This window comes from Thermostichus sp. MS-CIW-36 (assembly GCF_054059035.1).
In genome coordinates, this window is record NZ_JBSSBR010000010.1 from 69,683 (window position 1) to 83,281 (window position 13,599).

Genomic DNA, 13,599 nt, shown 5'->3' on the forward strand with positions numbered 1-13,599 from the left:
TTGGCATCTTGACAGGGATCCCTGGGGTGCCGCCTTCCCCTTCACGTTGTCCGAGATACGGTATGTCTGCTCCTTCCACGCTGCTGCTCAAGCTCACCCTGCGCTTGCTCGCCTCTTTGAAAGCACGGGTGGATCAGCGCAAGATTCGAGAGCGGGGCTTTGTCCTGCCGGTTGCCATTTTGATCGTGCTGGTCTTGAGCTTGGTGACGGTGGGGCTGCTGACCCGCTCCACTCAGCGCAGCATCCAAACCCAGGTGGAACGAGCGGGGCAAACCATTAGCCGACAACTGAATACGGCCATTGACCGGGCTAGAGCTAAGATCGAGTACCTAGTTCGGGATCCCCGCCTGCCCAACAGCGCCCCGACGGATGCGCAATTTGCCGCAGCCCTCATCAACGATGGGGCAGGGGGTCTGCTTCCTCGGGATCCCGATGAGCCCTACATCCTCCCCGACGAAACTCAGTTCGTGATCGCCACCAACATTCAGGTGGAGGATCCGCAAAATCCGGGACAAAACTTGAACGTCCGGGTTCAGGCGCCCGCTTGGTGGTTCTTGGCGGATACCGACAACAATGGCATCAATGACTCCGTAACGGTTTATACTATTCTGAACACCCGTCGGGCTGCCGGCAGCGACTTTGAGGCTAACCTGACGGATACCGAGCGGGCGCGGCGGCTGCTGATCCGCAGTGGGCCACTGCAGGGTTCGGCCTTGGCGGGGTGTACCGATTCTCCGGCTGAACAGACGGTCAACCCCAACGTGGGGGATTGGTTCCAGGTTGGCTCTGCGTTGTACAAGCCCTTTCAGGTGTACGCTGTAACTTTGCCCATTGAGGGAGCCGACTCCACCACCCGTGCCATTTCGGCTTTGCAATTTCAGCAGGATCGGCGGAGGGATCTGCTTAACAAATGGGGAGCCTTCAGCCGCGGCGACCTAGAGTATTTCTTCACTCCTGGCTACAACTGGAACGGTGCCATCTACGCGGGGGGCAGCCTCTTTTTCCGTTACGCCAGCAACAATTTGTTCCGAGCTTTCACCATCAGCTCCGAGCAGTCTTGCTTCTACATGCCTGTCGATAACTCTGAAATTACAGCCTTTGGCGAGCTGGTGGCAGGGGCTATCGGCTATGCCGGGCAGGATGCAAGCGACACCCTAATTTTTGATGCCCACCCCGGCGTGGCGGATGTGCCGCCAAGTACGCCCCTTCCCCGCCTGAATAACCTCAATTTCGATTCGGTTCAAAACACCGCAGCTCCTGAGATGGTAGCTCTGGATCCGCTGGAGCTACAGCTTTTTGGCCGCATTCGCACCCGCGGAACCTACGCCCAGGATCCAGCGGGATGGTCAGTCTCTCCAATTAATGTCAAGCGGAATTCAGCGAGTGGCCCACCAGGACGAGTTCAAGCAGGCGGCTTTCAGTCAACGGAAGACCAAGTCTGCCCCCCCTACGTGGACGATGTTTACCGGGCCGACAACCGCTTTGGCCCCAAGGCCAGCTATGACCGCCCACCGGTCAGCCCTGACCCGGCAAGGGGCTGCGATGTGGACACCTTTACTCAAACGTTTGGTGTCAGTGCTGGTGCTCCGATCCCTGGGGATGCTCAGAACAACCAGAGGGAATCTCTAACGCAAGACAACCCACCCCCAGGCGCCCTTTCCGAGGTGGGCTTGGATGGCTATTGGGAGCGGCGGGCCCGCGTGGAAGGGCTGCGGGTGATCGTGGGCCAGCGGCTGGAGCTGACTCGCACCGATTCTTTGCCTTTGCCTTTGGTGCCCACCGGGGATCCCAACGATCCCACCAAGTTACAGGCCATTTTCATCAGCAACGAGGCGCGGCAACGGCTAACCCTGCGAGATAACCCAGCGGCGGTGCAGGCCACTGCCGTTTACCACTACAGCCACAGAGATGGCCGCTTTCCGATAGCCTGCCTGGCTACGGTGGCCCACCCAGGCTCTCCCTGGAGTTTGCAGCGGGCTTCCACGTTCCCCACAGGCAACCAAGCCAATCAATTGGGCATCAACTTCTTCACCGGGCAGGGCACCAATGTCTGGGAATATGACCCTGCGCCCATGCGTGAGCGGCTGCGTCCTGGGACGCCCCTGTGGACAGCTTTGACGAACCTGGCCAATTTTGCCGGCGATCCCGATGGGGCCTATCCACCCAAGCAAGAAGCGGGCCGCATTCACCCGGATCCGTTTATTACGGCTTTTGGCAACTTCTCGGAGCTGCGGCGAATCATTGAAAACCCGACAAACCTCAGCTTGGCGGATCAATCGACACTGCAAACGGCAGGCTGCATGTTGGGCATGCTGGCCGACAACATGCTCCGCATTGAGGCGGCTGCCAATGCCGGGGATCCAGCGGCTCAAACCCTCTGGAACGACATTCAAGCCAGCCGAGCTGGGAACCGAGAGGCGGCCAATCGGTTTTATCTGCCGCTGCGCTACATCTTCCCGACCACCAGTTTCAACCAGACGGATACCCTGGAAACGGAGCGGCGCAGCGCTTACTCCTTCCTTCCGAGCACAGTCAGCTATCAGGCTGTAACCAACTTAAACGAGGTTGCTCTGCAGCCCCGTTCTGGAATTGGCAACTGGGCTTTGCCCCATGCCCCAGCCGATTGCACTGCTGCTGGCCCCAACAGCAACCAGTTTGAGCTGATTCGGGTTGGTAACCAGTGTCATCGCGTGCCCTTCAAAGATTCTGTCTTTTACGATGGCCGCGAGGCGATGGCGGTGCGGGCGCTGAACATTGACCTGGCCCTGCTGACCAACAACGTCAACGGACAGGCCAGGGGGTTGATTAACGGGGATACTGGGGATACTTGGGATACTTGGCTGCCTGCCGGCATTGGCGAAGGTCGAGAAGGGGGCATTTTCTACGCCTTCCGGGAAGATGCAGTGCGGGAAGATGCCATTGCCCGCCCACCCTTGGGCACTTTTGATAGCTACCTAACCAGCTGGCACAACGCAAACGCCCGCGGCACTTTGGGCAGCGCCGGTATTATGAACGCCGGTCAGCCAGGTCGCGGCACGGCTAACAACCAAACGGTCTGGGATCCCCCTGTTTCCAATCCAGGTGGACTCAGCCCCAAACCGGTGGACTACTATGCCGATCCGGATCGGCGGCCCTACGGCTTCCGGCTGCGCAACGGGGCGGTGCTGGCCCGCGGCGGGTTCAACCCTAATGACGCGATTTTTGGCCTCTCCTTCGTTTCCGACAACCCCGTTTATATCCAAGGGGACTTTAACCTGCATCAGACGAAGAGCGGCGAGCCCCTGGAGGAGTTTACCACTCGCCTTGCCTTCGGAGCAGACGGTCTTTACAGCAACTTCTACGGGCGGCGGCGATCCCGATCCAATGAAGACCGGGAAGACCGGCGCTTTGCCCGGGCGGCGGAGGATCTCTGGCGGCCCAGCGACGTGTTGGGCGACTCGGTGAACATCCTCTCTGCCGATTTCTGCGATGGCAGCATTGATGATGCCTTTGTCCAGGATGGCACCCTCAATGGCGGCGGCGTTAACTACAACCCCGGGCAGGACTACAACGGTGGGCGGGCATCAGCCCCTCGGCGGTGGGATTACTACGGCTGTCTCAGGGGTGAGAAGGACAGGGATAACCTGGGATTCAACACCTCCTTCCTCAACCAGGCCCTGGTAATCCGCGGCAACAACTGGCCGGCTCCGGATCCCAACAGCGCTGGCGTTCTGCGCTTCGACAACACGAACGGGGCCCAGAACCTGGGCGACAACCTCAACCAGCCGGGTTGGCCGGATGTGTTTGCCCGCGACACCATTCTGGCTCCCTTCGACAACGCCGATTCGGATCCCAATAACGATGACAGAACGGCGGGCGGTGGCGTGCCGGCAGTGCGGCCCTTGCGGGCACCCGATGTGGGCTATGCCAACTTCGGCACCCGCATCTCCGCTTTGGGCAACCCGGTGCTGGATACCTCCCGCTGGGTGATGGTAGCTCCACCTGGGCCTTGCCCGAGCCCTGGTGGCTCTGGGTTGCTGGCCGAGTACTACAACGGCTGGATAACCAGCCCGCAGAACCGGTACAACCGCGAAACAGGGTTTGCCACCAGCGGAGCCGTAGGCCCCCTGCCCGGAAACGCCCAAGAGGCCAACCTGCCCTACCTGCGGGCAGTGCGCTGGCCGGATCCGGTGTTCCCGGCGCAAGGAGTACCTAATGCCATTGGTCAGTACAACAATGGCTATACCACCGATGCGCCTACCTGTAATCCAAGTGGCACCAACGACCAACGCTGGGCCTGCGTGCGCAATGCTATCGATAACCCGACCAACCTGGCCCCCTTTGCCCGCAGCGGCAGCGGTTTCCCTGGGTGGGGCGGCTTCCAGTACTTTTTTGGCACTAGCACATTGCTGAACTCTCACTCGCCTTTCAAGCGTTTGCTATATAGTAACTTCCCCACTTGCAACGGCTCTTTGTCTGACATCCTGCAGCCCCTCTGCCGTTTGTCACTACCGCCTGGCAGCCCTGATCGGCGGGATCGCGGCGATTGGTTCTGGATGCCCAGTTGTGGGGAGCCCGATGGCAACAACAGCCTGCCGAACCTGCCCATCGACGCGGATGACCTCAACTTTCCAAGTCACTTCAACTTCCAGCGCTCCTGCTGGCGGCGCAGAAGTGGTGGGACAAACAGCGGCAACAACAACGGCAACGACTTTTTCGTGGTGCGCTGGGTAGGGGAGCTGTATCCCCGTTGGTCGGGCCTGCAGAGCTACCGCATTCTCAACGGCGACGACGGCGTGCGGCTGATCATTCGACGGCGGGACGGCTCCAGTGCCACTTTTGTCAACAATGGAGCCTGGAACGGAACTCCGCTCAGCCTAGGGCCCAATGCTGCGGGTGCCGAAGCCTGGCAGGATAGCGGCGGTAACCTGGTCACCCTGCGATTAGAGCTGGAGTGCGCGGATCCATCCCAGCCCTCGCCCTACTTGGTGGAGATCCAAACTTACGAAAATACCGGCGGTGCCTCCCTGCGCTTTGCCACCCGCGATGGCAGCGAGTTGGAAGACTACGACCTGCGGTACCTGAAGCCGCTGCAGGGGGTGAACCAACCTTGCCAGCCGGATCAGACTAAACCTCTGGTGGCCAATCAGAAGTACTGCAAAGTCACCCTCAACTGCGATCCCATCTGGACAGGCTGGACTCCTGCGTGTGACCCCAACATCTGTCAGCAAACCACTATTACCCAAACCAGAACTGCCACCTTGCCTGCCGGTTGCCCTGGCACTCCGCCAACACCGCAAACTCGGACGATCACCTGCTACCCTCAGTACAACTACGGGCCTTGGTCAGATTGGACGCCTCAGTGTACCCCGCAGCAGCAGTGTAGCGGCACCAGCATCACCCAAACCCGCACCCGCACGGTAACGCCGCTCTGTCGCAGCCAAAGCCCCTTTGTCGAAACTGAACGCCAAACCATCACCTGCCAGCCTCCGGGGGCTACCTGCACCTACACAGGCTGGACTCCTCAGTGTACGGTGGCCAACGGCGGCCTGCAAGTGACCCAAACCCGCACCAAGACCTGCACGTCGAGCTGCGGAACCACCACTACTATAGAAACCCAAACGGTCACCTGCCCGGCCATTTGCAATGACTACACCTTTGGGCCTTGGACTCCTGACTGTAGCAGTCTTACCATTGCCTGCGGCACTAGCCAGCCGCTCAACCAAACCCGTACTGGCACCAAAGGCCCCAATAACAGCCCCACCTGTCCGGCCAACAAAACCGAGAGCCAGACGATTACCTGTACCGGCAAGCCCTGTGGGCCAGGTACCTTTGCCCCTGAGGCTCCCGGCAAGAGCCCCTTCGGCGAGTGGATGGCGGCCAAGCCCAACACGGTGGATTTGCGCCCCGTCTGGGAAATCCAAGCGGATCCGGAGCCGGAGACCATTGGCGTGAACATGGTGGCCGCGGCTTCTGCCGAAGGCGTGACGATCGCTCTGCAGCCGGAGCTTTCCCCGGTGCTGGAAGTGAAAGCCGGGGCGCCCAAGCCACCCAAGTGGCCCAACCCTGCCGAGGCTCTGCAGGCGGCCTTCAATTGGATGTTTGGCGAACCGGCCTATGCTGCCCGCAATGGCCTGAAGGGCAATTTGCCCTCTCAGATAGCCAACCCCAGCAAAGAGCCGGGCATCCGCCCTGCTGAGAATATTGGAGCTAAGATTTCTGGAACTCCTGCTGTGGGTACCGATGACTGGGCCCGGCAACTGCGGCGGCAACTGCTCAACGGCAGTGGAGAAATTCGCTGTGGCGATGAACAGGTCACTCCCTCAGACGGTGGCTTCTGGGTGCCGGGGGTATTTCGCCCCAACTTCAACGACCGCTTCAAGTACACCGCCTACACGGGTGCCAGCCGACCCAGCACTCTGCGTACCTCTCCTAAAGGTGCCGATCCTACCTTCGAGGATCTCAACAAGAATGGCATTTGGGATCTGGAGGAGCCTTCAAATGTTTTGGAGCGGGATCCACTGTTTGGGTTAGACTTGCCGGATCGGCCAGAGCTAGAGATCCAACCCCAGATGGCGCTCAACCCTTACGCCCGCGTCAACAAAAGCGCCGCGATCCAAGCCTACACTCCCGCGTCCAAGTATGCGGACGGATACTACATTAACCACAAGGGCAGTGAAGATATTCGCAATGGCCTCTGCTTCTACGTCAAGCCCAACGGCAACACCATCCAGGTTCAGATCGACCGTAACGGCGGCGATGGCGATGGCCTGGTCTGGGTGGATGTGGAGCCGTACACTCTCAGCATCAATCAACCCACCACCGGCTTTGCAGGCAGCAACCCCGTGCTGGGGGTGATCCTGGACGAGGTGACCCGTCGGCCCATTCCGATCCCGCGCTTCCAGGAGCTGGCCCCAGCCGCAGCCGACTTGAACCAGCGCCGCCGCAACGACAACGGCACCCAAAACCGGCAGCTCCAGCCGGCCAGGGAAACGCGGGTAAATGCCATTGCCATCAGCGGTGTGATCCCGTCTCGGCTGGATCAGACGGGCGGGGGCATGCACAACTTCCTGCGCCTCAACGAGCTGTGGAGAGATGTCAACCTCTTTTTCAGCGGCTCGATGATCCAGCTCAACTACAGCACCTATGCTACCGGCCCCTTCCTGCAGCACAGCTTTGAGCCACCCGATCTGGTAGCCGATCCAACCTTTGTGCGGGGCTACGACTACTACTACCCACCCAACCGCCGCTTCGGCTACGACGTGGGTCTGCAAATTGCCCGTCGTCCCAGCGCGGTGTCGGCCCGCTTCCAATTCCCCTCCAATACCCGCACCGAGTTCTTGCGAGAGCTGGATCCTCAGGATCCGTATGTGCGGCGGCTGCGCTGTGCCTTGCAACAGCAGCCAGGTGTTCCTCTACAGGCTGCTGCTCAGATTGGAGGCTGCAACGAATTCAACTGATATTGACTTCCCAAGCTGGGGGTAAATTCAAAGTAGGGGCAGCAGGCAAACACGGGAGGGGATATGAAAAAGTGGCGGCTTTTGCGGCAGCAATTGGAAGCAGAGGGCTTCACTCTCATAGAGGTCTTGGCCTCCGTGATTATCGTGGCTATTGCCATGACTGCCCTTGCCCCTGCCCTTACCTTGGTTGCCTATCGGCGGGCCATGACCGAGCGCGTGGAGGTAGCCAATCAACTGGCCCAGGCCGAGGTGGATCGGATCCGCACGCTGGTTGACCTGGAGCTGGCCGCTAACCCAGTTGCCTTTCAGAACCCGGCTCAGTTGGCCCGTCTGCCCAGAGTTGGAGCGAATCCCCTGGCAAGTACCCCAGCACCGGCCACTATGGATACTAACGGGGACAATTATTCGATTCGCTTGGCTCAAATTCAGTTGCCAGGACGCAACCCTGAAGAATATGTCATTCAAACCTTTCGCAGTGGTGGTGGAGATTGTATTGACCGACGCAACAACACCGTGATTGCGGGGGTTCCCTGCACCTTCCTGATAGGGGTGAGGGTTTACCACCGCTTTTCTTTTGACCCAGCGACCCGACAGGCCCTTCCTGGGTTGCGAACCGAGTCGGTCTCCGCCAATCAGAACTTGGCCAATGCCGATGTGTGGCTCTTTCCCATGGCCAGCTCGATTGTGGAAGTCAACCTGGCTGCCAATTTGGGGGATGTTTGCCGCGCCGTTTTGGCCGACGTTCGAGCCAGGGGTGGGATCCCAGCCAGCAACTGTGAGGCATTTCCTCTGCCCGGCAGCCCCTAGCTCATTGCCCTGAGGCGGATTGGCAGGATCCCTCTCTGGATTTACAAGATATAAGGTAGTGGTGTTTCCCTATGTTCAAGGTCTTACGCCGGAGGGTTAATCAGAGTGCGGGGTTTACCCTCATTGAGCTGCTGGCTGCGCTGCTGATGGCTTCGATCTTTCTGCTGGCCACCGGCATGATCGTCATCGAAACCATGCGGGTGGATCGGGAAGAGACAGGGCGCACCCAAGTGCAGGCGGAGCTGACGCAAGCCATGCGGTATATTCAGCAGGATCTGGCGGAAGCTCTCTACATTTACAACGATGCGGAACAGCCCAACGGTAATGGAACGCCGGATCTCATCGAGCGGCTTTACACTCCTGGATGGATTCGCCGCCCCGATGGTGCCGTTCCGGTTGTCGCTTTTTGGAAGCTGAATCCGATCCCACGCGATTGCTATCAAGGCCCTCCGACGTTGCAACAAATCCGAGAAGGCCGAGTAACTTTGAAGGAAAGACCTTCAGGCATTTCCCAATCTGATTGGGAAAACATTCGCAGCCGCCGCAACATCTACACCTTGGTTGTGTATTACTTGCAGCGCAACTACAACAACGCCGGTAACCCAGACGGCAGCACCCCCTGGGAGGGTAATGCGCGCATTGCTAGGTTTGAGTTGCAACCTCTTAATGACACATGCACTGAGCGCAGCCGATTTTTTGTCGAGGATCCGGATCCCTTCCGGGAAGGCTTTCTGGTTTGGCCCTCTGAGCAAGCTAGGGCTCGCCAAACTCCCATTGCTGGGGCAGGCAATCAAGGTAATCGACTGGTAACTCTGGTCTCCAACATCTTCAGCAGCCGGCAGGACAGCCCCCAGGTTGCTCCCCCTTGCCCACAGGGCTATGCCTTTGGAGGAGGCCGACCCAACGGGGTTACCTTCTCGGGGTTGGGGGTCAATCAGAACGATGTGGGTTTTTATGTCTGTGTCCGGCGCGGTGGCTCTGCGAGCCTTCCCCAAGATGTGATTGTGAACATTACAGCAACCGCTATGGAACGCTCCAACCCTGGTTTGTTCCGGCGCTACATTCAAGATGCGACGAGTGTCGATGCGGAACAGGTGTCGCGGTACTTGACGGCGATGCAAACTCAAGTTTTGGCCCGTGGTGTGTTCAATCGTCAAGCCTAGTCAAGCCCATATGACTTGCCCAGAGGGGGGATTCCTGCCTATGCTGGCCTCGGTGAGCGGATCTAGACGGATTGCACCTGCCCAGACAAGGGGCTTTACGCTGATAGAAGTCTTGGCGGTTATTGTCATCATCGGCATCTTGGCTGTGCTGGCCGTTCCCTCTGGGATCAACATCTGGGCGCGGATCCAGCTTGAGGATGCGCAGAACAGGGTGGAGCGAGCCTTGCGCACTGCCCGCACCAACGCCAGGGCTTCTCTCCTGGGCCGAGCTTGGGTGGTGCAGGTGGACAATTCGGATCCGATCGTTCCGACTCTGGTCATCCAAGATGGGGAGGGCCTTTGCGATGAACCCACCCCTTGTCAGCGAATTCGCCTGAATAATTTTGTAACTGTAGCCAACACCTTCAATGACGGAAGGGCGGTTTTTGAATCCGATGGCCGGGCCCGTCAACTGGGTCGCTTTGTAGTCAGCAGCACCTACTCTCAGGGGGAAAACCGCTGCGTGGTGGTGAGCACCTTGATAGGCACCATCCGCAAGGACAACGACCCGGCTTGTGCGGGCGGAGCAGATGCGGAAGACTAGCCAGCCTTGCAACCTCCTTGAAAGGGGGTAGGATGGTCAGGCCGATGTTTTTGGGTAGCGCATGGCCCCTTCTTCCCCAATCCTTCAGGAAAAAACCTTTCCTTGGCAATCTCGTCAGCCTGCTTTGCTGGTGCTGGCGGATGGCACTTCCTTTGCCGGTTGGTCTTTTGGGGCGCCGGGCACGGCGGTGGGCGAGGTGGTGTTTAACACGGGCATGACCGGCTACCAGGAGGTGATCACCGATCCCAGCTACCGGGGGCAGATCATTACTTTCACCTGCCCTGAGCTGGGAAATACCGGAGTGAATGAGCTGGACGAAGAATCGGCTCGGCCCCAAGTCGCGGGGGTGATTGCCCGCAATGTGTCTCGCATGGTCAGCTCTTGGCGGGCTACTTCCACCCTTCCCCACTATCTGCAACAGCATGGGATCCCGGCCATTGCCGGGGTGGACACGCGGGCTTTGGCGCGGCGGCTGCGCTCCCAGGGGGTGATGAACGGGGCCCTTTCCACGGAGATTTTGGATCCCCAGGTTTTGTTGGGGCAGGTGCGCCTGGCGCCTTCCATGCAGGGGTTGAGCCTGGTGGCGGAGGTGACCACTCCCGAACCCTACGAGTGGCTGGAACCTACCCCCGCCGACTGGGACTATGGGCGCAGCCAAGGGATCCCAGTGCCGGAGCCGCCCCTGCGGGTGGTGGCCTTGGATTTCGGCGTTAAGCGCAACATTCTGCGCCGCCTTACCCGCTATGGCTGTCGGGTGATGGTGTTGCCGGCCAATGCCAGCCCGGAGCAGATTTTGAGTTACAACCCCGATGGGATCTTCCTCTCCAATGGGCCAGGGGATCCCGCCGCTGAGACGACTGCCATCCGCACCACGCAAGCGCTGCTGCAAACCGGGAAGCCCCTATTTGGGATCTGCCTGGGCCATCAGATTCTCAGTTTGGCCCTAGGGGGATCCACCTACAAGCTCAAGTTTGGCCACCGCGGCCTCAACCACCCTTGCGGGTTGGAGAAGCAAGTGGAGATCACCAGCCAGAACCACGGATTTGCGGTGGATGCCGCTTCGATCCCCGCCGATGGGGTGGTAATCACCTACCTCAACTTGAATGACCACACCGTAGCCGGGATCCGCCACCGTCACCTGCCCCTGTTTTCCGTGCAGTATCACCCGGAAGCCAGCCCCGGCCCTCATGATGCCGATCACCTCTTCCGGGAGTTTGTGGAGCTAATGCTGCAGCACCGAACTTTTTTAGCTACTCAACGCTAACATCTTTCACCTCCTGCCGAAGGCAGGGGATTGGACAGGGACGGGATCCCTCAAGAGAAGCGGTGGTGCCAGACCGTGATGGCAATCGCCAAGGCATCGGCGGCATCATCCGGGCGGGGCAAGCTGGGCAGGTTGAGTTCCCGGGCCACAGCAGCTTGTACAGCCTGCTTGTCGGCGCGTCCGTAGCCCGTCAAACTTTGCTTGACTTGGGCGGGCGTAAACTCCACCGGCAGCAGATGATGCTGGGCCAAGGTGAGCAGGATCACGCCGCGGGCTTGGGCGATGGCAATGGTATTGCCCATTTTGTAGAAAAAAAGTTTTTCCAGCCCCACCTGATGCGGGCGCAGTTGGCGCAGCAACTGGCTCAAATCCTCGTGCAGCGTTTGCAGCCGCTCCGGCATCGAGTGTTGGCTGGGGGTGCTGATCACCCCATAATCCACAGGTTTCAACCCCGCAGATCCCGCCAGAATGCAACCAAAACCCATGGTTCCCAGACCTGGATCTAGGCCGAGGATGCGCTGCTCAGGTGGGGTGTCTCCTCTGTCGGCGAGGGGCGGGGGGATCTGACAGAGGTTATGACCTGCCGGGTGACTTCGCATGATGGGGATGATCGGCGTGCAAGTAGGTCAGGCCCGAGATCAGGGTGAGAACCACCGCCACCCAAAAACAAGGGATCCCTCCCGGCCACCCCAGAATCAGCAAAGCAATGGCCAGGATTTGGGTTACCGTCTTGGCTTTGCCCCAGAGATTGGCGCCGCGGATCTGGCTCTGGTTGACCCGCCAGCCGGCGATGGCCAGCTCCCGCCCCACCAGCAAAAACACTCCCCAAGCGGGGATCCGCCCCAGTTCCAGCAGGCCCAGCAGCGGCGCCAACACCAGCAGCTTATCCACCAAGGGATCCAAAACCTTGCCCACATCCGTTACCAGCCCATAACGGCGGGCCAAATGGCCATCCAGCCAATCGGTTGCCGCCGCCAACAGGAACGCCCAGAGGGCCAACCTCTCCCCCAGTGGGGATCGCAGGCTCAGGCCCAGCAAAACAAAAGGGATCCCTGCCAGCCGCAGCAGGGTGACGGCGGTGGGCAGGTTCACCCACTCCAGCTTGGCACGTTGGACGGCGCTGGGATTCTCCACCTTCGGATCTGGCCTCAAGGATCAGAACTATCAGAGTTATCGGTAACGGCCCAGGCGCTCGGTGAGCAGGTGGTAAAACCCCTGGGCATCCACCCCAAAAGCCACCTGAACATTGGCGAGGCGACCACTGGATCCCCAGCGATCCACCACCGTCCGGCCCAGGTTCAAGGGGCTAGCCGTTTCCACCTCGACGTAGCAGGGCTTGAGCTCGAACAACTGCGGCTGTAACAGATAGGCAATCACACAAGGGTCGTGCAATGGCCCTCCCGGTAGCCCGTAGCGTTCTACGTCGACCTTACCGTAAAAGGTGAGCATATTGGCCACCGTCTGCCCAACGCGGGTGCCCAGGGCGCGGATGCGCTCAATCCGCTCCGGCGTGCTGAGGACCTGTTGGGTGACGTGCAAGCCCAGCATCACCACCTCCGGGATCCCGGCGCTGAGCACGATCTGGGCGGCGTGGGGATCGGTGAGGATGTTGAACTCGGCTGCCGGGGTAACATTCCCCTCAAAGGCGGATCCCCCCATAAACACCAGCCGCTGGATGCGCTCCACAATCCGGGGCTGCTGCACCAGGGCCACTGCCAAGTTGGTCATCGGGCCCAGCAAAGCCAAGGTAACCGGCTCAGGGGCAGCCATCAGCGTCTCGATGAGATAGGGCACTGCATGCTGGGATCCCAAAGGCATCTGGGGCTCCGGCAGATCCGCTCCATCGATCCCGGTTTTGCCATGCACCTGCTCGGCGGTTTCCAGAGGGCGCAAGAGAGGTCGGGGGCAGCCAGCATACACCCCCATCTGCGGCTGACCGGCCAATTCACAGATCTGTCGAGCATTGCGGCTGGTTTTGTCCAAGGAGACATTGCCAGCCACCGTGGTAATGCCCAGCAATTGCAGCTCTTCTGGCGACGCCATAGCCAGCAGCAGAGCTACCGCATCGTCTTGGCCAGGGTCACAGTCGATGATCAGGGGCACCATAGGGATCTCGGCAGCAGCTCACTCACCCCTAGTTTAGGTTTTTCTGATACATTTACGCTGAACACTGCTAAGCATTACTGCTCAGCGGTGAAGCGATAGCATTCTGTCCGTTTCCGTTGTCGCTACGCGACGCTAACGCGACCGCGTCAGCGGGACGGAGTCCAAACAGAAAGGCGGTATCCCGCAAAGCTCTGAGCATAACACCCAGAGCGCCTTGCCAATCTCGTGGTAGCCTAT

Annotated in this window: 8 protein-coding genes and 1 pseudogene; 5 read left to right on the plus strand and 4 right to left on the minus strand. The window is 59.8% G+C overall.

The window, feature by feature from the left end:
• The first annotated feature begins 62 nt into the window (after positions 1-62).
• The 5 genes from hpsA (at position 63) to carA (ending at position 11,256) form a co-directional block, all read left to right on the plus strand.
• Positions 63-7,439 carry a hormogonium polysaccharide biosynthesis protein HpsA gene (hpsA, locus tag ACVWVQ_RS06645; RefSeq protein ID WP_457507538.1) on the plus strand — a complete coding sequence of 2,459 codons (7,377 nt, stop codon included), beginning with the start codon at positions 63-65 and terminating at the stop codon, positions 7,437-7,439.
• Positions 7,440-7,502: 63 nt separating this feature from the next.
• Positions 7,503-8,246: a prepilin-type N-terminal cleavage/methylation domain-containing protein gene (locus tag ACVWVQ_RS06650; protein WP_414357416.1), complete on the plus strand. Its 744-nt coding sequence runs from the start codon at positions 7,503-7,505 to the stop codon at positions 8,244-8,246.
• A 71-nt stretch (positions 8,247-8,317) separates the two neighbouring features.
• Positions 8,318-9,409: a PulJ/GspJ family protein gene (locus tag ACVWVQ_RS06655; protein ID WP_457466782.1), complete on the plus strand. Its 1,092-nt coding sequence runs from the start codon at positions 8,318-8,320 to the stop codon at positions 9,407-9,409.
• A gap of 40 nt (positions 9,410-9,449) precedes the next feature.
• On the plus strand, positions 9,450-9,992 hold the full coding sequence (locus tag ACVWVQ_RS06660; RefSeq protein ID WP_457466783.1) for a pilus assembly FimT family protein: 543 nt from the start codon (positions 9,450-9,452) through the stop codon (positions 9,990-9,992).
• Between the two features lie 61 nt (positions 9,993-10,053).
• Positions 10,054-11,256, plus strand: a complete 1,203-nt coding sequence (gene carA / locus ACVWVQ_RS06665) for a glutamine-hydrolyzing carbamoyl-phosphate synthase small subunit (protein ID WP_457507540.1) — start codon at positions 10,054-10,056, stop codon at positions 11,254-11,256.
• Positions 11,257-11,306: 50 nt separating this feature from the next.
• On the opposite strand, the gene ruvC is transcribed toward carA, so the two are convergent.
• The 4 genes and pseudogenes from ruvC to ACVWVQ_RS06685 form a co-directional block, all read right to left on the minus strand.
• Positions 11,307-11,819: a crossover junction endodeoxyribonuclease RuvC gene (gene ruvC, locus ACVWVQ_RS06670; RefSeq protein WP_414329288.1), complete on the minus strand. Its 513-nt coding sequence runs from the start codon at positions 11,817-11,819 to the stop codon at positions 11,307-11,309.
• A gap of 10 nt (positions 11,820-11,829) precedes the next feature.
• A complete protein-coding gene (gene pgsA / locus ACVWVQ_RS06675) occupies positions 11,830-12,348 on the minus strand; it encodes a CDP-diacylglycerol--glycerol-3-phosphate 3-phosphatidyltransferase (RefSeq protein ID WP_414399034.1) in 519 nt (172 codons plus the stop codon).
• 78 nt (positions 12,349-12,426) lie between these two features.
• Positions 12,427-13,362 (minus strand): nucleoside hydrolase, encoded by a 936-nt coding sequence (locus ACVWVQ_RS06680; protein ID WP_414382892.1) that lies wholly within the window; start codon positions 13,360-13,362, stop codon positions 12,427-12,429.
• A gap of 67 nt (positions 13,363-13,429) precedes the next feature.
• A pseudogene (locus ACVWVQ_RS06685) lies at positions 13,430-13,599 on the minus strand (RNA-guided endonuclease InsQ/TnpB family protein); the annotation flags it as partial.